The sequence below is a fragment of the Dictyobacter alpinus genome, assembly GCF_003967575.1.
Classification (GTDB): domain Bacteria; phylum Chloroflexota; class Ktedonobacteria; order Ktedonobacterales; family Ktedonobacteraceae; genus Dictyobacter; species Dictyobacter alpinus.
In genome coordinates this window covers 24,545-43,380 of sequence record NZ_BIFT01000004.1, presented here as the reverse complement: position 1 = coordinate 43,380, position 18,836 = coordinate 24,545, and the positions used below count along the sequence as shown (strand labels likewise).

General features: G+C 52.5%; 27 protein-coding genes. 25 read left to right on the top strand and 2 right to left on the bottom strand.

Annotation, left to right across the window (positions count from 1 at the left end):
• The 4 genes from EL633_RS37390 to EL633_RS36350 all read left to right on the top strand — a co-directional run.
• On the top strand, positions 1–283 hold a 283-nt coding region (locus EL633_RS37390; protein ID WP_218027670.1), incomplete at its 5' end, for a hypothetical protein.
• Positions 284–803: 520 nt separating this feature from the next.
• On the top strand, positions 804–1,328 hold the full coding sequence (locus EL633_RS36360; RefSeq protein ID WP_126632222.1) for a hypothetical protein: 525 nt from the start codon (positions 804–806) through the stop codon (positions 1,326–1,328).
• 68 nt (positions 1,329–1,396) lie between these two features.
• The gene (locus EL633_RS36355; RefSeq protein WP_126632221.1) at positions 1,397–1,600 is read left to right on the top strand and encodes a hypothetical protein; all 204 of its coding nucleotides are present in this window, start codon (positions 1,397–1,399) and stop codon (positions 1,598–1,600) included.
• Between the two features lie 89 nt (positions 1,601–1,689).
• Positions 1,690–3,048 (top strand): hypothetical protein, encoded by a 1,359-nt coding sequence (locus tag EL633_RS36350; protein ID WP_126632220.1) that lies wholly within the window; start codon positions 1,690–1,692, stop codon positions 3,046–3,048.
• A gap of 156 nt (positions 3,049–3,204) precedes the next feature.
• On the opposite strand, the gene EL633_RS36345 is transcribed toward EL633_RS36350, so the two are convergent.
• Positions 3,205–3,390, bottom strand: a complete 186-nt coding sequence (locus EL633_RS36345; RefSeq protein ID WP_126632219.1) for a hypothetical protein — start codon at positions 3,388–3,390, stop codon at positions 3,205–3,207.
• Between the two features lie 150 nt (positions 3,391–3,540).
• Here EL633_RS36345 and EL633_RS36340 point away from each other — a divergent pair, with 150 nt between their 5' ends.
• The 4 genes from EL633_RS36340 (at position 3,541) to EL633_RS36325 (ending at position 6,133) form a co-directional block, all read left to right on the top strand.
• Complete coding sequence (locus EL633_RS36340; protein ID WP_126632218.1) at positions 3,541–3,996, top strand: hypothetical protein; 456 nt, start codon at positions 3,541–3,543, stop codon at positions 3,994–3,996.
• Positions 3,997–4,087: 91 nt separating this feature from the next.
• A complete protein-coding gene (locus EL633_RS36335) occupies positions 4,088–4,762 on the top strand; it encodes a hypothetical protein (RefSeq protein WP_126632217.1) in 675 nt (224 codons plus the stop codon).
• A 206-nt stretch (positions 4,763–4,968) separates the two neighbouring features.
• A complete protein-coding gene (locus EL633_RS36330) occupies positions 4,969–5,529 on the top strand; it encodes a hypothetical protein (RefSeq protein ID WP_126632216.1) in 561 nt (186 codons plus the stop codon).
• A 115-nt stretch (positions 5,530–5,644) separates the two neighbouring features.
• Positions 5,645–6,133 carry a hypothetical protein gene (locus EL633_RS36325; RefSeq protein ID WP_246039350.1) on the top strand — a complete coding sequence of 163 codons (489 nt, stop codon included), beginning with the start codon at positions 5,645–5,647 and terminating at the stop codon, positions 6,131–6,133.
• Positions 6,134–6,413: 280 nt separating this feature from the next.
• Here the strand turns inward: EL633_RS36325 and EL633_RS36320 are convergent, their stop codons facing one another.
• On the bottom strand, positions 6,414–6,641 hold the full coding sequence (locus EL633_RS36320; RefSeq protein WP_126632215.1) for a helix-turn-helix domain-containing protein: 228 nt from the start codon (positions 6,639–6,641) through the stop codon (positions 6,414–6,416).
• A 204-nt stretch (positions 6,642–6,845) separates the two neighbouring features.
• Here EL633_RS36320 and EL633_RS36315 point away from each other — a divergent pair, with 204 nt between their 5' ends.
• The 17 genes from EL633_RS36315 to EL633_RS36240 all read left to right on the top strand — a co-directional run bounded on the left by EL633_RS36315 (position 6,846) and on the right by EL633_RS36240 (position 18,648).
• Positions 6,846–7,604, top strand: coding sequence for a hypothetical protein (locus EL633_RS36315; protein WP_126632214.1), 759 nt, complete (start codon positions 6,846–6,848; stop codon positions 7,602–7,604).
• A gap of 631 nt (positions 7,605–8,235) precedes the next feature.
• Positions 8,236–9,246 carry a hypothetical protein gene (locus EL633_RS36310; protein ID WP_126632213.1) on the top strand — a complete coding sequence of 337 codons (1,011 nt, stop codon included), beginning with the start codon at positions 8,236–8,238 and terminating at the stop codon, positions 9,244–9,246.
• 229 nt (positions 9,247–9,475) lie between these two features.
• Positions 9,476–10,267, top strand: a complete 792-nt coding sequence (locus tag EL633_RS36305) for a GntR family transcriptional regulator (protein ID WP_126632212.1) — start codon at positions 9,476–9,478, stop codon at positions 10,265–10,267.
• A 241-nt stretch (positions 10,268–10,508) separates the two neighbouring features.
• Complete coding sequence (locus tag EL633_RS36300) at positions 10,509–10,832, top strand: hypothetical protein (RefSeq protein WP_126632211.1); 324 nt, start codon at positions 10,509–10,511, stop codon at positions 10,830–10,832.
• Positions 10,825–11,625, top strand: a complete 801-nt coding sequence (locus EL633_RS36295) for a hypothetical protein (RefSeq protein ID WP_126632210.1) — start codon at positions 10,825–10,827, stop codon at positions 11,623–11,625. Before EL633_RS36300 ends, EL633_RS36295 begins: the two co-directional genes overlap by 8 nt.
• 2 nt (positions 11,626–11,627) lie before the next feature.
• Entirely contained in the window at positions 11,628–11,843 is a 216-nt protein-coding gene (locus EL633_RS36290; protein ID WP_126632209.1) for a hypothetical protein, read from the top strand.
• The gene (locus EL633_RS36285) at positions 11,840–12,349 is read left to right on the top strand and encodes a hypothetical protein (RefSeq protein WP_126632208.1); all 510 of its coding nucleotides are present in this window, start codon (positions 11,840–11,842) and stop codon (positions 12,347–12,349) included. Before EL633_RS36290 ends, EL633_RS36285 begins: the two co-directional genes overlap by 4 nt.
• Positions 12,346–12,876 (top strand): hypothetical protein, encoded by a 531-nt coding sequence (locus tag EL633_RS36280; protein ID WP_126632207.1) that lies wholly within the window; start codon positions 12,346–12,348, stop codon positions 12,874–12,876. Before EL633_RS36285 ends, EL633_RS36280 begins: the two co-directional genes overlap by 4 nt.
• On the top strand, positions 12,869–13,198 hold the full coding sequence (locus EL633_RS36275; RefSeq protein WP_126632206.1) for a hypothetical protein: 330 nt from the start codon (positions 12,869–12,871) through the stop codon (positions 13,196–13,198). Before EL633_RS36280 ends, EL633_RS36275 begins: the two co-directional genes overlap by 8 nt.
• Entirely contained in the window at positions 13,191–13,361 is a 171-nt protein-coding gene (locus EL633_RS36925; protein WP_161982738.1) for a hypothetical protein, read from the top strand. The genes EL633_RS36275 and EL633_RS36925 overlap by 8 nt, the downstream gene beginning before the upstream one ends.
• Before the next feature lie 3 nt (positions 13,362–13,364).
• Entirely contained in the window at positions 13,365–13,658 is a 294-nt protein-coding gene (locus tag EL633_RS36270; RefSeq protein WP_126632205.1) for a hypothetical protein, read from the top strand.
• Positions 13,659–13,801: 143 nt separating this feature from the next.
• The gene (locus EL633_RS36265) at positions 13,802–14,377 is read left to right on the top strand and encodes a hypothetical protein (protein ID WP_126632204.1); all 576 of its coding nucleotides are present in this window, start codon (positions 13,802–13,804) and stop codon (positions 14,375–14,377) included.
• A gap of 197 nt (positions 14,378–14,574) precedes the next feature.
• Positions 14,575–15,033 carry a hypothetical protein gene (locus EL633_RS36260; RefSeq protein WP_126632203.1) on the top strand — a complete coding sequence of 153 codons (459 nt, stop codon included), beginning with the start codon at positions 14,575–14,577 and terminating at the stop codon, positions 15,031–15,033.
• A 157-nt stretch (positions 15,034–15,190) separates the two neighbouring features.
• Entirely contained in the window at positions 15,191–16,525 is a 1,335-nt protein-coding gene (locus EL633_RS36255) for a ParM/StbA family protein (protein ID WP_126632202.1), read from the top strand.
• 4 nt (positions 16,526–16,529) lie between these two features.
• Positions 16,530–16,958, top strand: a complete 429-nt coding sequence (locus EL633_RS36250; protein ID WP_126632201.1) for a hypothetical protein — start codon at positions 16,530–16,532, stop codon at positions 16,956–16,958.
• A 94-nt stretch (positions 16,959–17,052) separates the two neighbouring features.
• A complete protein-coding gene (locus EL633_RS36245) occupies positions 17,053–18,198 on the top strand; it encodes a 3'-5' exonuclease (RefSeq protein ID WP_126632200.1) in 1,146 nt (381 codons plus the stop codon).
• A 177-nt stretch (positions 18,199–18,375) separates the two neighbouring features.
• Positions 18,376–18,648: a hypothetical protein gene (locus EL633_RS36240; RefSeq protein ID WP_126632199.1), complete on the top strand. Its 273-nt coding sequence runs from the start codon at positions 18,376–18,378 to the stop codon at positions 18,646–18,648.
• The last annotated feature ends 188 nt before the right edge of the window (positions 18,649–18,836 follow it).

Here is an 18,836-nt window from a genome sequence, read left to right as displayed (position 1 = left end):
CAAGGTGAAGATCACCAGCCGTGCCAGCCTGTATAATAAGGAAGATGTAGAGGCGTATAGAGTAGAAGAACGTGGAGTGAAATCAGCAAGAGCGAAGAAAGGAAATAAGGCTATGAAAGAGACAAATGAAGTTACTGGAGTCTATGAGTACGAAGGGAAACAAGTCATTGTATCCATAGAGAATGGCAAAGTCATTGCCACCACCGAAGATGGTACCCGCATCCCCCCTATGGATGTAGTGGTGAATGGACAGAAACGAACTGAACCGGAGAGCGACCTCTGAAGACAGCCAGGAGGCAGCGCCCCACACCCATGGGACGACACACGGAGAAGGGCCGCACCCCTCGGACTGAGCGCGGCCCCTTGCAAACACAGAACCCTCGTATCTGTCGTAGAGCTGCCCGACAAAACCCCGCTGGGAGTCACAGCCGCAGCACCAGGCCGAACATGTGACCGCCAGCTCCCCCTCACTTCTTTGCGCGAGCGCGAACCGCACGACCTGACTGCTTTTCCCCCCGATCCTTGACCGGCCAGCCGTGTACCCTGGTATCATCATTATGGCTCATTCATGTATCCCCTCGTTTTCCTGTCTGACCGACTGGCCCATGACCGACTGGCCCAGCAGATCCTTTCATTCCCTACTACCCGACACGAGTTATTATTCAATCCGCTTCCAGAGCCAAAACACGCGCATAAACCTCTTGACAAATAACCCGACAGGAGTTATAATGTAAGTGTACCAAGTGAGGTACGACGGGCCCACCGCGTTGCAGGTGGTGATAACAACAAGGAGTCTAACCACCATGATTACCACCTTCCAAACCGTCGCCGCTCACCTCGCAGAAGTCACCGCCGAGCAGATCGGCAGGTGCCACCGCATCACCGACTTTCAAGCCAAGCCCGTTGTCGATTTTTACAAGGTCGAGAACGAGCGCGGCGACCTCAACGCCGATGGAGAGATTCTCGAATATGAGGTTCGTTATGAAGCGGAACTTGGATTTAGCTGCACCTGCAAATCAGGCCAGTACGGTTTTCATAACGTGCACCATGCTAGCGGTGTTTGTAAGCACGTGCGGTGGAGCGTAGCCGCCGCCATTGAGGAGCGCCAAGCAATGCAGGAGATCGCCCACAAGCAGGCAGCAGAAGAGGAGGCCCGCCGCCAGGATTTGGAGGCAGGCACCCGCCCGCACCGCTTGGAGATTGCAGGCCGAGAGGCCACACCCAGGGAGTACGCCCGCGTGATGGCGGCCCAGGGTACACCACCCACGGAGGCAGAGATCAAGCGGGATCAAAAGTGCTACGCCCCTAAACCGTTCAAAATCATTTAGTGAGGTGAGCGAAGAAAGGGAGGCCGGAACCACCCGGCCCCCGACCCATGCGAGGAAGGAAGGTTATCATGATTGAGTTTAAGGATGCAGGAGTCCTTATCAAGCTTTTGGCGGACGGTAAAAATTTAGCCGCTACCTTGGCATATGACATCGAGCACGCCAAGTCAAGCGCCTGCTTGCTGCTTGCACAACACCCTCAGTTCGACAGTGTCGTGCTATGCCCGTATCTGGACGCGCCAGAGCCAGCGTTGCAGTCCATCAATGACCTGTAGCACCGCAAAAGCGGAGAAGCAGCCAGCTAGCCGGAGCGCATGAGACCCGCCCCGGTTGGCTGAAGAAAGAAAGAAGGAGAACCCAACCAATGAGCACACAAAAATTAGCAGCCGTTCCCACTCCGATGGAGAGCCAGGACGCGCACCCTTTGAAACAAAAGCCCCTGTACTGGCAAGGCCCCGCGTACTATGGAAAGACCCTTTACACCATCCGTGTGTTAGGTCATTCTTCTCACACGGTCTATATTGACCTGTGGAACGATCAAACCCCCCTGTTTTCGGTGTATGCCGATTACACCTCTATCCGTCTGCCAGAGCCACCAGCCGCCGCACCTGAGACAACGAGCCCGCAGGAGCAGCAGACACCAGTACTTACGCCAGAGGCCCATACCCGGACTTGTTTCTATTGCCACCAACCAGCCACGCAGGAGCACGCGCAGATCCTTAACGACCATACTGTTTGCTCTGCCTGTATCATCCAGGAACTTGCAGCCATCCACCCGGATGAGCTAGAACCCCCAACCGATCCAGAGCCAGAGCCGCCCACACTCACAGGCGGCCAGGAGGAGGCCGAGAGGAGCGCGGAAACCAACCCGGCAGACGACCAGGCACCAGCAATCCAGACCGAGGCAGAGCCAGTCGCCCCCGCTCAGGTTAAAAGTCAGGAGACGTACCCGATACCAGCCGAGCCACCAAAGGCCAACAAGCGCACACGCCAGCCAGAGAAGCAAGGGGCACACCGTATATCCTTGCGCTGGCAATCGGACGCCTTTACGGTGTCCGACGAAGGATACGAAAAGATCCAGGCACTTATCAAGGAATACGCGACGTGCCACCGTTGCGAGCAGCATTATACAGTGCAATCTCCCAATGTGGCCGGGAACGTCTGCCTTGCGTGTTTTCTTGCGCATCATCACAGCTTAACCTATGTCGGAGCAGGAGAGACAGGAGACGACGGCATCCCACAGTACCTTTTTCTTGACAACGCGGGACATATCCACGCCGCCGATCCCGGCCCCAGCCGCAGCGAGGACGGCAGAGAGGATTATATACAGACGCTCATATATTGGGGGTTTCCCATCCCTGACCAGATCGAGAAAGCCGGGCAGAGCCAGAAGATTGAAACAAAGTCAGGACGTTGGAGCATATACGGAGATCCCCACCGGAGTACGGTTATTGTGCATGTGTGGGATACCTACCCCGATAAAGCCGAAGCCTATTTTTTAGTCTCAAAAGCCGGCAAGCTGGCGCAAGTGAACAAGCGAAAGGCCAGCCACCGTCAGTTACTCGCCACAGCCAGAAAGCGGATAGACGCCACCAAGCGCACCACCAAATATGGCAGCAATAGTTGGACCATCAACGGAATAGAGCACTTGTATATCAATGAATATCACGAATATTGCATGCTTGCACGAATGCTCGACGAGCAGCCGCAGTTATGGCCCTAGCGGCCAGGAGGAAAGACGCGGAAGGGCTACGCCCCAAGGTTTGAGACCGAGCGTAGCCCAATGCGGAGAACCCCCGCAGGTCTAGTATACCATGCAGGAATGTGGAAAGAAAGCGCCCAACCGCCCAGGGCGTCCGAGGACCGGCGCGAGCAAAGATTACTCTGCATGAGGTAATGACCATGCGCCGGTCCTCAACTTCTGGGCGGTCGCTAGCGCCTCACCCAGCAAAGAACCAACTACCGAACGTGACACCCGGCCAGCCGTCACAACCACGCGGCCAGGCCGAGCATGTGACAGCCAGCTCCCAGTCCCCAGTGCAGCAATCACGTTTCTCTCTGACATAATCCCTCGTAATCTCCTTTACAGGCTTAAAACCCCTTGACAAATAACCCGTATCGGGTTATAATATAAATGTACCAGATGGGTACCTCGATAGACCGCGAAAGTGGCAGCCGAGGGAAGCACCCCGCTGAGAGGAAGGAAGCATCTTTTATGAAACAAGAACAGAAGCAACCAGAGATAGCATTACACTGGATGACCACCGGCTACGTTAGCCCCAAGGCTCAAGCGTGGATTGAGCAGGTAGGAGGTAAGGTCATTGACTTGCGTGCGACCGGCGCGCCTCTTATCGCCGTTGCACTCGCATACAACCCCGCTGGTGCGTGGACCTGGAGTCATGGACGGCGGGAACACCGGCAAGGTATTGAGCACTGGAACACAGGCGAAATCCAAGAATGCTCAACAGGTATTACGTTGCAGTACCAAAGCCGGTCCAAAGAGCGGCTACTTGCCGAGTACGAAAGCGCACACCTGACCTATCTGCTTTTGCCGGACGAAGAGTTCGATTCTGCAAACAGCAAGGTCAAGGAGGAGGAAGAGGAGCCAGTTACCGAGGCTGAACAGCCGCAGCCAGAGGAGGAGGAGGCAAAGGACGAGCATCCTTTTTAGTTGAGAAAAAGGCCGGGGGAGCCGTAACCACACGGCCACCCCCTATCTATCGGAGTCTAACCAATTTAGCCATTTAGGAGTATAGCATCATATGAGCACCAATTACTACAGCAGCTATGAGCAGGAGCGCAAGAACGCGCCGAAGCAATGCCCTCATTGTGGCGAGCCCATCAACCAAGATCTTTCATCGTATGGGAGCAAAGTTCGGCATCATTGCGGTAGCCAAGCCTGCCGGAAAGCATACAGCCGGGCCAATATTTTAGAGCGCAAGCACCAGGCGCGCCGCGACGCTCGCCAGCGCATTCTGGCCTACGGGAACCGCTGGCTTGACCTCGATCAGCGTCGTTCCCTCATGACCATGACACAGATGGTCATGGATGCTAATTTTGACACAGGCCACCAGATCGCCGAGCAGATTGTACAAATTATAGAGAGTCAGCGATGCAAGCACGACAGGATATCTGTTCTTATCGAAAATGCTGCTTTGGCAAAAAGACGGGCTGACGAGGCTCAGGCCCATAACCGGGACATGGAAGCCCAATATAAACACCGAATCGCCGAGCTAGAGTCCGAGTTGGTTCTGCTCCAACTGCTTCAAGGCTCAATTGATAAGATCGCCGCCGAGCAATTGGACAAGCAGGCTGATCCCATCCCCCAGGAGCCAGAACCAGAAGAGGAGGACGAGGATCGTAATGCTGTCCTGGCAACCCTGGCCCTTGCTGGAATCGAGCCGTATACCGGAGGCCAGGACGACTCGGAGGAGTGACCGTGAGCTGGCGGTCACAACAACGTCGCGATCTAGGGCCTGTGACTCCCGGCCAGCCGTTTCAAAGGTGGCACTAGTAGGTTTACAGCCGTGACGGGAGATCTCCCGTCACATGTGCAGAGCCAGGCGCAAGACGAGACCCCGCAGCCGCGTCACGATACGTTCTATTGAGCAGTACAAGCGAAATAAGAAAGGGTATATCAATCATGCAAGAGACACAAATTGTTCTGTATATGGAGGCTTTAGGCGATGAGTTGGTACAGCGTGGTTTCTCTATCGCGGACAAAATCGAGATCCTGATTGCAGGGGGAACGTATATGGTCATGCACGTCCATAACCGCGCATCGACTGAAGACATTGATGTGCTTTTCCTCAGTGACCATATCGACCTGACGAAGTTGCCATTAAGCCAGCAGGAGAAGGCGTTTCGAGCAGCCGTCAAAGCAGTAGCCAAGCAGTTTAAGTTGAAGCAATCCTGGTTTAACGATGACGCCGGGCCGTTCCTGGCGGAGTATATCCCACAACCACAGAAGGTGTACTGGCGTGACTTCGGACCAATCAAAGCCTATTTTCCCAGCAAAGAAGCCATGCTCGTCTACAAAATTTGTGGCTATAGCGCAAAGCAGCAAGGTGATGTGTATGCCCTTGCTCAGGAGCTCAATCTGCATACCTACGATGAGGTCAAGGCAGTGATAGACGCGCTCGTGAGCAAGAAGGCGCAGAAGGATTTTGATGTAGAAGATACGATCGATAATTTATTCGATTAGCTTGTTACTCTTCTCCCCAGCTAGGCGGCTACCTTATGGTAGTCGTCTTTTTTTGGGGGTATATGATATACTTTCTCTGAATCTATATGATGAGATGAGAGGGGGTAACCAGAGCATGAGTACAGTCACCATCACCGCCACAGACAGGATGCAAACCCTGGCAAAAAGCTATCAAGAAATTCTCCAAGGCACCGGAGGAACGCCCTGGGTGCCCCTGGGAAATTTCATGCTCGACTTCTTCCGTAACTTCCCAGAGCAGGAACAGCGAGCGACATTGATCGCCGAGCCGATCCAGACCGCAGGAGAGAGCCAGCAGGAGCAGAGCACCGAGGCCCACAAGTGGGCGGTATTTTGCGCCGCGAGCGCAGAACATCTTGCCAGAAGGTATGGTTTAGCTATTCCTTCATGGGTTGACGAGCCTACCTATTCGCCATTAGAGGAGCCATGGTACTTCTTGCCGATGTCCTACAAAAAGGAGCGTGTGAGGCTCAGAGAAGAGGCAGCAACGCCCCCAGAGTTTGCCAAGCGTAACATCTATTGCGGAAATGTCTACATTGATAAATACGCCGCAGCTCAAGAATTCAAACTACGTAAAACGGCATAACCGACGTGACCACCGGCCGCGTGTCACACCTGCGGCCAGGCAGTCGCATTGTGAAGCCCCAAACACGTCACAGACAGGAACCGGGACTGCGTGCACACCGATCGGCGCGAGCAGCCCGGATTTTTTGCGCTAAATATAGTTGTGAGGAGAAAAATAATTGAATGCCCACAACAATAAACGCTGTATCCTTAATCGTCTCAGTAGTAGGTGTGAGGAAAGTGACATCCGATCCGAGGTCACGCATTCAGCTGCAGCTCGCACGTGTGATCCTGGAAAGCCGTCACCTATTGATATCTTGTGCGTTCCCTGTGTTATCAGACACGATTAAGTCCCCTGGTGCAACCCCTAGAGCGCGAGCGATCTTTTCGAGTTCAGCGAGATCCACGCGGAGCACATTGTTATTCCAATAGCGATTCAAGAGTTGTTCCGTGACACCGCTCTTTTCCGCCAGCGTATTCTGCCTCATATGTTGCTGTTGTGCAATTTCCTTGATTCGTAATCGTGCCATGGAGTGCCCCCTCGTCTGTTTTTGTCAGATGCACTTATCATACCATCTGATAATCGAACATGTCTATTCATGTATTATCATATTGACAAGTTCGTGAATTTAAGTGTATGCTCTGTAAGAGGTGTGAACGGTATAAAATGTACATGATGTTGACACCGGGAAAAGAAGACGGATATTTCAACATGTCTTAAGGAGTGGTGGAAGATGGATATAGCGAGGATTTTTTTAGACATTGATGGACCTCTAGCAATGAAGAATGAAGATGTGCTCGTACGATTATACGCGCAGTACTTGCACCTGGATATTCCAGAGCGCGAGTTAGCAGATGTGCATTCAGTCCACGATTTTCAGAGCTTGCCCGCTGTAAAAGCTTTTAAGGCAAGCGCAGGCACAGCCAAGTATGAGTTCTTGTTAGCTCTATTGGTATTTCTACCTGAGCATCTTGCTCAGGCAGATGTGACGGAAAATGCACAGAAAGGAGTACAACAATTGGTACAGTACCAGCCAGAGCTGGCATACTGTACCGCACGAAGAGGCAATACCGAGAGCTGGACTTTGGATGTACAGGAGGCGACGCGCACCTGGCTAGGGAATCAGGGTTTTCCGCATCCTCAAGATGTGCTGTTTTGCGAAGATCCCTGTGCCAAGCTAAAGTTGATTGCAGGCCTGCTCGTAGGTCAACCAGAGCCAATCCTCTTGATTGACGACCTCAAAGATCAACTGATTCACGATTTTTATACCTTAACCCACCACGAACAGGCGTTGCTATCACAACACTTCATTTTGGGAGCATACGGTGCTCAAGCGTCTCATGATGGCCCATTTTGCGTGATTCCCCTACCAGATTGGGCCGACGTTGATACATTTCTAGAGATGCTGTCAGGCAGCAAGGAGGTTATTCATCATGGCAGACAAGAAAGGCAAAGACGAGAAGAAGGACGAGGGTATGTCGGAGTACATTGACAAAGTCATTTTAAACCCGAATTTGGAGAAAGAGCTCAAAGAAACTGGTAGCCCCTATAAAATTCCCCATACTCCCCCGATTCAATCCGATAAAGACAACAAGAAAAAATAGGGTCCCTTCCTGCATATGTTTTGCCTCCTCCCTGCATTCAGCGCGAGGAGGCTTTTTTTGATCTATGATCAACGCGCCTCCTGGATTATTCATTCCAGATCACTCGCAGGCGGGATAATCTTTCCTTACCCCCCAGCAGGCACCGAATTTTAGCCCTCCTCTCGATAAGGCGATGAGACGGCCAGCTCCCGGTCACACGCTCGGCCAGGCAGCGCAAGTGTGAAGCAGAAAAGTGTCACAGATCGATTTTTCCCTCGAAAGTGGAGTGGGCAGATTTTGGGCAGATTTGACGAGGTATCGTATCATGAATGTGTACAGAAAACGGTGGAGGCAAAGGGGCATCCCAAATCTTCCTAGCCCAGCCGTTTTCCGCTGTAAAGAAGGCTCCTGCCAGGAGTCACACATGGTGCGATCTGCTATCGATACAATATTAGTTTTCTTATTTGATAGGTAATGTTGTGAGAAGAAAATATAATACTATCTCACAATACTACCTCAACCGCACAAAGAAAGGTACCTATGCCGAAAAAGACGACCAGATCAACAACACCTCAAGGCGAGGACCAACCGCCACAGCGCCGCCATGCTGGACGACCAGCCCGGACACCAGAGGAGCGCGAAGCCGCCAAAGAGCGGCGCATTGTCCGCAGCCAGAAAGGCCGCCTGCTCTTTCAACCTGGAGATCCCCATGCGCTTGACGTGCAATTTCGAGAGGCACGGAACTACCGGCACTTAATCGCCGCTAAAATCGAAACAATCCAGGCCATAAGCGCTGATTTATCCAACTCATTAGATACTGCCAGCATGGATATTGCCCGCCAGGAAGGAGAACTCAAGGCTTTTTTGTGGTCGAAATATCGCGACCACAAGCACCGCGATCACATCTTAGCGACATTTTTGGCAATGCGCCGAGCGCGCTTGCTAGGCCGATTGGAAGCAGCACACATGGCGCTAGAATTAGCGACAGAACTGCTTGCAAACGACGATCAGCTCTTCTCAGATCTACGCGCAGCCGTGGAGCAGCAGCACCAGGCCGCAGCCGCAGCGGGGCAGATCGGCCAGGATCACACGACGTTTCTATTTCGCCTGACTGGCCCTGACGAGGGAACGGTCCATGAGGAGATAGCGGCGATTCAGGCGGATCTGGCAACGGCACAGCGGCAGGAAGCAGCACTGATTGACAACCGGCGTATTTACGGAGATAGTCAGGTGACACGCCAACGTCTGGCAGAATTTAACGAGCAAATAAAAGTGTTGCGGGCCGCCATCAGCCCGGCGACTGGCTGGTACGAAATGTACTATATTGAAAAAGTACAGATCAGCCGCGAGGCCCGGAAGTATCTTCGAGAAGGCAAAGAGATTCCCCCGGAGATTGATCCTATTGAGGGCGTCGTGTACGGGCCGTACTTGAAATATAGATGGCAGGAAGAGACGAACGGACCGCAGTACACGATCCAGATGGGACGCCTAGAGGAGAGCAGCCCCCAGGACTCGCAGGAGCCTATGAGTGATCCCTGGCCCCATCTTTAATACTTCTAAGGATTAGAAGGTGTAAGGCAGAGGCGTATGATCTAGTGTATGTTGTGAGCTAAAAATATATATTCTACTCACAACATATAGATAGCAATGCCAGATCCCATGCATATGACTTATTTTATTGTATCTGTGAATGAAGGATGCTATACTGCTATCATCAAACAGCTAGCTGTTTTCTGCAAGGTTCTTTAGAAAGCAAAAAAGATGAGAGGAACGTAACAGGATGCCAAAATTACAGATGATAGAGACAATTACAAGTCAACTCAGGCAAGATATTCTAAATGGGTCTTTTAAGCAATATAATATTCTGCCTACACGTCGTGCGTTGGCTGACCAGTTTCATACTACTCCTGACACTATCGCTAAAGTACTCAAAAATTTAGAAGTAGAGGGATTGGTATCAAAGGGTAAAGGTCGAGCTATGCGGGCGATCTCACCACGTGAACGTGTGACTGCAAACGATGAGACCTTCAGGGATTACATGAAGGCTTTGGGCCATCAGGTTACCGTAGAGCATCTAGCGACACCTGGAGTAATTGCTGCTACTCCATCGCTTGCTAAAATTTTTCGTGTGCCAGTTGGAACTCAACTGATAGAAAGAGCAAGACGTGAGATTGTAGATGGCATAGTCTATCGATATTCACGCAAGAGATATCTTGCTTCTCTTGTGCCAGAGGATGTCCTCGAAAAAATCCGAGGAGACTACACCTTTAATGTGAGAGCAATTATTGAGGATAAAGCACCTTTAGCCAGAATCCAGGAATTACTGCTGGCTCGTGCTGTTATTGATAAGGAGGAGGCGAATATCTTCCAGTCAGTGTTGGGCATTCCCGTGTTTGAGCAATGGAAAATTAACTATGATCAAAACAAGTCTGTTACATTTGTTTCCTTAGTAGTCTTTAATGCTCCATATTTTGTTAAAACATACGACTATGAGCCAGGAAAAGAACCAAAATTAAGCGGCTTTTTACCTGATGATAATGAATTTATAAAAACAACTAGCGATTTTCATTGACAAATAACAGCTAGCGATTTATACTGTCTATATATTAAGGTATTTAGTGCGAACGAGGTAGGTAGGAAGTTATAACTCATCTGGTTGGTGTTTCCAGCGCTAACTAGAGAGCCACAAAAAAGGCCGGTGTTTCCAGCACCGACCGATTAACAGGCGTCTAGGTCATTTTAACACAGTCTAGACACTCATCCTTGCTATTATGCAAGGCTTAGTGTCACGTAGTCAAGCAGGAGGCTTGATCATGACACAGCAAAACACTCCTACTATCGAAAGACCTTTGTTACATGTAGCGCCAAATAGTATTGAAGAAGCTCGTATTATTCATCGTATTGCTGCTAATTATGATATATCGGTGCCATTGTTGAGTACTGATAATGTCTCCTCTTATGGTCCTCAACTTGCTCTAGGGCACAACGGCGGTTGCCAGCCCCCAAGAACTATTACAGGTTTTGCTTTTGAGGATGATCGAGAAGATAGTGACGATCGCCTTACCCCCACACAGAATATTCGTCTGCGTATCCTTCTTGCATTGAGACGCATCCAGGGAGGTCACAGTAATGACTAGCACCTATCTGGATTACGAGGTGGAGATCGAGGATTATCATCCCGTTTCAAAACCAGCACCAAGTACGCGACCGGGCAGCAGTGCCCGGCGCTACTCTCAGACAACCAGCCAGCAGCGACCAGCATCACAGACAGTCGATACCACGACCAGCCGTATCAGACGAGCTAGCGCTACGCGAGCACGAACAACGGACGAGCCGCAGCCAGCCGTAGCAATGGTGAGGCGTCCCCTGGATGAGACAGAGCCGCAGGCGAGGATCAAGCGTCAGGCAACACGGCCCCATTATCCACAGCCCCAGCCTCAGAGTGTTACAGACCGCGAACCGAAACCGCGTCGCCGTTGGATCATTTTGGCTGGTGCTGGCATGTGTACAGCCCTGCTGATCTACCTTGTCATGATCCAAGTGTATGCATGGTGGATGAATACCATTACAGATCCGATCACGTATAGTCAGGCAGCTCACCGCGATGTCGTGACTGTTCTGGATGCTAAAGGCCATCCAGAGCAGATCCGCGTCTTTGTGGATGGAGACGGCCATGTGTGCGAGCTTATCTCTCCTATCACTCCCGAAAGACATTCAGTTGCTCGCATTGTTGTGGGACCAAATCCGACGCAATTTACGACTAAGCAGGCGCAAGAAGTTGCGCTGACGGTCAGTGCTCATGACGGTAGTGTTACCATTGAAGCGGTTGGAAAAGTACACGCCGATATCTTGCCCCATCAAACCCACGAAACCTGGACAACGGATGTAGACGGGAAACCCGTACAGCCACAACTGAAGGAGGGCAAGTAGCTATGGCATGCCATTGCAATTTTACGTCCTCAGAGGTTGAGGTGTGTGAGGAATGCACGACAGCGATCCTCTCTATGCTCCTCGGTCTCGGTGTTATGGAGACCGGCGAGACTGGCACATTGCCAGCAACATTGATGCCAGCTCACTATCATAGTTTAAAGTCAGCCGCCACGACCTATACGCTCACACTTTCTGATGCAGGGGAGGTGAGGCAATGATTGTATATCGTATCAGCGACAGCAGCCAGGGCCAGCAGACACCGCAGCAGCCCGGCCAGCATTGTACCGTAAAGCTTATTAAGCGCATGAGTGGTCAGTACTGGCGAATGGCACGCCGCGAGCGGTCGTTGCTCAACATCGGTGCAGTGATTCGGCATGACTTGCGGTTGACATCTGATCAATGCGGCGAGGCAGTAAATCACCTGCTTTCATTACGCCGTGCGGCGCAGGCGATCCATGAATTCTATAGCTCACTTGACCCGGAGGCAATGAGGGAGCTAGCCCCATGGGGAGTTCTTACTAAGTTAGGCTATCTCGATGACCAGACCACGGAATTGTTACTCATGCTTGATGCCCTGGCACCAATCAGCATGGAGCCATCATATGCCCGTGTCCAGCTTCAACTGGCCGTACGCCACCTGTACCCCCACATGCTGATAAGCTTTGACGAAGTCTGTAGCCAACTCAAGGCACTGGTAGAGAAGGCTCAGGAGGTACGGGGATGAGAACTATTGGCTCTGACGAATTCGCCACCCGCATGATTGATCATGCGGGTGCCATCAAAGAGGCATTGGCTAAGCTCCGGAAGCGGCAGCCCAGTTATGCCTGCTGGGAGCCGGTGTGTAGGGATATATGCCAGATGACTATTGAAGAGATCACGCACACTCAGCAAGTCATCGAGAACCTGTTAATTTTCACGAAGTACTACTTTTGGCCTTTACCTGCTTCTTCAGGCAGAGCACTTGTTCTTGCGGTTGATTGTTTGCGGCGATCGGTAGAACTGGGTGATGAGTCAGCGATCATCATCCGAGCTTATGCACAGATTTCCCACAAGATTGACGAGCCAGCCTTACGTCAGCTCAAGAGAGCCCGCCAGAGCCTACAAACATTTGTGGGAGAGGCACAGCAAGGCATTCGCCGTCTGGATGCCCTCTTTCCTCTTGACAAGAATCAGGGAAGTCGTACGGCGGTGGTTGAGGAGCAGCCCCTGCTGCTGCCAGCACCACGATGGGAGGGTCAAGGCAATGAGTAAGGAGCAGATACAACAGCCACAGGCAACAAAGCTCGCCCCAACGCAATGTGCAATGATCCTCTGCTTGAAGCGCATGGTCAACCAACTTGTAGATGAACTAGTCGACTTGTTGGAGCAGCACACGGAAGATCCTTCGCGTGTACGAGTCATCTCCTATGGGATCACTCAGAAGTGCCACGACGGGTTTATGGTCCTGGAGTGCTTGGGAGGATTCCCCCAAGAGTTTGTGAGCTGGTTACGGGTGGACAATGATGTCGAGTCGTTTGTGATCTATGATTGCGGCTCAACGCAACCAGAGCAGGAGGAATCCAGCCATGAATGAGCAGCAGGAACCTCAGGTGCAGACGGCAGAGCAAATACGCCTTGATCGTGAGTGCCTCCGTCTGGAGGCAGAGCTCGCACAGGTCGAGGCCGAGTTCGGTCAGGTGCAATGCGAACTGATTGAAGTGCAGGCACGCGTCATTGTCTTAGAAATGGAGTTCTAGCGAATGAGTACAAGTACAACCATGCAGCATCCCGAACAGACGTTTACCTTGATTTTTCCGCGTGGAGAGATTGCTGTACTTCAGGTGATCGGTGTTATGAGCCAGCAAGAGGGACGCGCTATTGCGGCCTCTGTTTTACCGGACTGCACATACGAGGTGAAGGAGGGAGACATCAGCGGCGGCCATGCATTTTGTTTCTACTCGTGGGCCAGTGCCCAGGCACAGGAGCAGGACCCACGCCAGCCAGGACGACGAATCGCCCAGGCGCAGGAGCAGCGCGAGGAGGTGCATGTATGAGCCGAGCGACGAAAGTATGGACGCTGGCCGAGTGCATGGAGATCTTAGGCTTGTCCGGTAGCATGACCCCAGAGCAGATCCGCGAAGCGTTCACGCGGAAGGTAGCGCAGGCGTCAAACGGCCAAGGCGGTTACACCGGGGATATGGACGACCTGACGAAGGCCAAGCAACTTCTGCTCGCAGAATATGAGCGGCTGGACCCAGGTAGTTCCCAAGCTGCCTATCGTCAACGCAGCGAAAACGCCCGCAAACAACACATCCAGAGTCAAGCGAGTATGGATACCATCAGAGCTCGCGCCCAGCGGGAGGAGGAAGAGGAGAACCGACGTCGCCGAGAGAGGGAGGCTCGCCAGCAGGTCCGCGCCGTCCAGCGGGAGCAGGAGAAAGAGCAGAGCCAGGACGAAGAGGAGGCGCACATTGCGCCCCTCTCTGGTGAAGAGGCTCAGGAGCAGGCGGAACCCGAGGCCATCAACCAGAAGGAGCAGGCCAGCGCACCGCCCTGGCCTGCCGACGAGGAGAGCGGGAGCAGTGACCAGATCCAGGCCGCACTCGACTTGATCGCAGCCCAGGCACGCCAACGGGCGGGCGAGCTTGAGCGCCGGGAACAGGCCGCGATCCAGGCCGCGCTGGTGATCGAGGATCAACTAGCTCAGGTCGAGGCGAGCGTACAGGGAGCACTGGCAACGATTCGGGCCGCGCTTGACCGCATAGTGAGTTAGTGAGGAGCAGCTATGAGAATGATATGTCATCGATGTCGTCGGCTGTGTGAGGAGCTCGATATCATTCTGGTACGCGGCCAGGATGGGAACCTTTCGAGTATCGCGTGTTGCGCAAGCTGTAAACCATTGTATGAGCGTCGGCAGAACGACCGCCGTATGTCAGGGCCCAGACACATGTTGCGGAGGATGTTTGCAAGATGACTCAACAGGATGAGAACCGCATGCGTAAGGCTGAGGAGGCGGCCAAGACCAATCAGAATCAGAAAAGTGGACCAACGCAGGTACCACCAGAGGCATCGTTGCCAGTCTTGCAAGCGTTGCTGAAAGCAATCCAGGCTATCCGGTCGGACCTACGAGACATCCAAGGACAACTCAGAGACATCAAAGCTGAAGAAGAATACCGGACGGAGAGGATAGAAGAAATCTTTCGGGTGGTGGATGTGCTCAGATCCCGCTATCAGGAGGAGCGTTTATTGCTAGATGCGGAGGATAGCATCAGTACATATGCTCCAGTAGCTGAAGCGCTTCCATCCATAAAGAAAACAACACCGGGAGCTATCGACTTGAAGCCAGTTCACGAGGTACATCCTAGAAGAATGGCAGGAAAGGAGGTGATGCCTGACTACATAAGGGGGAAAAATATTGGCAGGCAATAGCAAAATATGCAGTGTGTATTCTGGCCTGGTTGACATCACTTGTCAGCCAGGCTCTTCCCGGCGGTAAATGGACCGGACAAGTTATGGACAAGTTTGTTACTAGTATTGGTGAAGTTCGTACCAATTAGTGTGGTACAGGGCAAGTATAGGAGAAGTCATGAACCAAGTAGAGACAAGTTCGATACCAACCACATTTCAGGGCAATGAGACAAATGTGACCCCAATGGACTCGGAAAAAATACACGGAGAAGAAAAGACAATGACAGATATGGATACCACCACCGATACCACTGTAGAGGCAGAAAAAGAGTATGTTGTTTTGGAACCCCCAACGTATGCGTATGGGCATGACTTCGGGAACTCTGAAATAGGTGGCGTATTGCGCAAAGGAGACTCGGTAATCACGCGTTCAATCCCCACTGCGTTCACGAAGATCAATCCAAAGGTTATGCGCAACATGGGGGTTGATATGAGTGAGGCCCTGGTGATCCAGACGAAAGGTGAGCAAGTATCGTATGGCATCGGGTCGATCTCTCTTTCACAGTCTAACGATCCGTGGAATGGACGAGGAGACATTACCAGATACGCGAGCACGTATAGTTTGCGGGGCTTGTTGGCGATGTCGGCCTCCATGGTCTCTGATCTCGAATATCGTCTGATGGTCGTCACTGGACTGCCAGCAGAGACCTATCAAAAGAATCCAGGATTGCGCAAGGAAATCAAGGCAGCCCTCAATGGCAAACATATCTTCTCTATCGATGGTGGGCGCACCTGGCGCACCTGTCACGTAGAAGTAGGAGCCATCGTGATGGAAGGAGCCGGAGCGCTCATCGCCTACGGCTCAAAAGACCAGGGAGCCAGAGCCAGCGCCATCATTGACATTGGTGGACGTACCACGGACTTGTATGTCGCTCGCGGCCAGGTGCCCATCTCGGATTATTGTCAGGGCAAGCCTGTGGGCGTCGAGACCGCGACGAAGATGGTCAGAGATGCATTTGAAGATATCTATGGAGTCGAGTTGATGCCACTGGAGGCGCGTGAATTGATGCACGCCTACGCAGATGCACAACGTGCACGTGCTGAAGCGGCGGCGGCGGCAGCAGCGGTATCCTCGGGAACACCTGTCAAGGCGACGAAGCGTAAAAAGGTGGAGCCGCGCACCTATCCAGAAATCACCGTGAGCGGCCAGCGTATACCCGACGCTGAGTTAGACAAACTGGTGACAGAAGCTATTAAAGTGACAGCCGGTGAAATCGAATCGTTTGTCGCATCCTCTTGGAGGCAGTCAGATGCGTCCAACGCTATTGCAGCGAGGTTCAACCCGGTCATGGTTATTGGCGGCGGCGTTTTCTACTTTTACGATGCGCTGAAGAAACGGATTCCCCATCTTTCGCAGCCAAGCGAACCCGTCTTTGCAAATGGCCGAGGCTATGCGTTGAGTGCTCAGGCCCTCCTGGATCGTAAGAAGCGCGCTGCTGCCGCGAAGGTATAAAAGCATGCCAAAGAACACCAAGAAATATAAATACTTGGAAATAGGGCTGGAGTGGGAGTCCTGGGTACTTGGGCAGATCGAGCAGGATGCTGCCGATCATCAGATGAGCGACCAACTAGCCAAGTTGGCCGCTCTGCGGCTGACCGAGTATTACCGACTGGTCCAACGTGGTATCATCGTTTCTGGTCTGGCGATGAGTACTGGTTCCTATGCACCAGCACCACAACGCATAGACCAGCAGCAGCAGCAGATGTTAGAGCCTGTCAGCGAACGAGCGCCACGACCGACCAGGGAGCGGCGAGCACCCAAAGCCAAGGAACCCGATCCAATTGAGCCAAGCGAGATCGAATTTATTGAAGAGTCTGAGAACGCAGATGATAATGCTGATCTTGCCATTGACTTCTTTCTCCAGGATGAGGACGATGATGAGTAAGCGCAACTTACTAATACTGACGAGCGATACACTCAATTTTTTGTGCAGGTAGCAGACCAGGATGAGGAGCAAGAAAAGTGACTGAGAGATCAAGATGATACAGCAGGACCAGCAGCATGACCTACAACAGAACGAGCACGGCGGGTACACCTGTACCCGTTGCTCGCTGACGTGGAAACAGCAGCCGGACGGCACATGCCCAGGTGCTAAGGTGTATCAGTACCGAGCCATACCGTGGGAAACCTTAGCGACGGCTACACAGCTCAAGCAGCGAAAGCTCAAAGCTGTTGAGCCGCCAACCGGATGCTATTTCAGGCTCAAGGATAAACAATATATCTATCTCTATGAGATCGCCAAGGCCCAGCCACGCCGCATACCGACAGAGAAGCAGCGCGAGACCATAGTCAAGATGCAGGCAGGATTAAAGCGGGCCTACACCTGCGAGCGGTGTGGCTGGTACGACGATACCCACGGCCAGCAGCGGCGCTATAGAGGAAGAGGAATCTCTATTATCAAGGAAGGCGAGCCAGGGCTGGAGCAGGAGCGACGATACTGTGATGATTGCCGGGAGTACCTGATCTGGGTGTACGATCGGCATGTGACCGAGCATAATATGCGCGTGTTGCTTGAAAGCCAGAAGGAGCCGCCATTCTTGGTGATTGACACCGAGACTGTTGGGCTACCCGATCATCCAGCATTCCAAGTGGTGGAGATCGCCGCCGTAGACAAAGCTGGTGATGTCATCTTTCATTCTCTGGTCAAGCCTGATATCCCAATGCCAGAGGCGGCTAGCCAGATCAACGGCCTGACAGATGTTGATCTCGTCAATGCGCCCAGTTTTGCGCAGCTCTGGCCCATGTTGGAGGAGATTCTGGCAAGCTATCAACTCTGGACATACAACGCCGAGTTTGACCGGGACGCCATACTTGCCAGCGCGGAGCGGTATCATCTGGAGGTGCCAAGCCGCATCAAATCACCAAAACGCTGGAACTGCTTGATGCTTGAGTTTGCCAGATACTATGGTGACTACTCGGAGTATTGGCATAGCGATCGCTGGCAAGATTTGTCTACAGCGTGTTATGAGCTGAAAGTCGAAGCGAGCGGACACCACCGGGCCACCGGGGATGCCCTGGCCGCACTCGGAGTTATGAGAGCCCTCGCCGAAAGAGGAGGAACCTATCCAGCCCCGGAGGCGCGACCCATCCGAGGAGGATATTCCTATGGAGATTATGGAGACTGACTCACAAGTGACCGGGAGCTGGCTGTCACGACAGAGACCAGGTGCCGCAACTGTGATTGAGATCCTCCGTCACAACTCTACATGCTACGTGACAGGGCAGCCGGGTCACTTTCGACAGCTCCAGCTACAAACGTGACCGCTGGCCGATCGTCACACATTGTAACGAAAAGAAACGAAATGATGAGCAGCAGCAGTAACCATAACCAGAAGCAACCAGAGGCCCAGGCAGCGCTCTACGGACCAGCCGGACGTGCAGACTATCGGCCCGGCGACCAGATCCGTTTCCGAAGTGTTGCAACCAGTGGTCAGATTCTAACCGGCACTGTTCTCTACGTCAGGGCACCAGGCCCCGCGATCCAGGGAGGAAAGAATCACCCCACTGTCCTGGTAATGGACGCTGGCGACGGCTTTCCACACATGGTTTATCCTGGCGATGTGATCCAGGAGTAATCTTATGCATGGCATGCTAGAGATACTAAGGCCACAATGCAAGCGTAAGCAGAGGATAAGACGAGGGGCTAAAATCATTGACGTAAAGCACGAAAAAGCGTATATTTAGAGGAAATTTCAGGCAAGAAAAAGCGGCCCTTCCATTGGCCCGGATTAGCCGCCTATTCTTGAAGTCATCGGGCATTGCT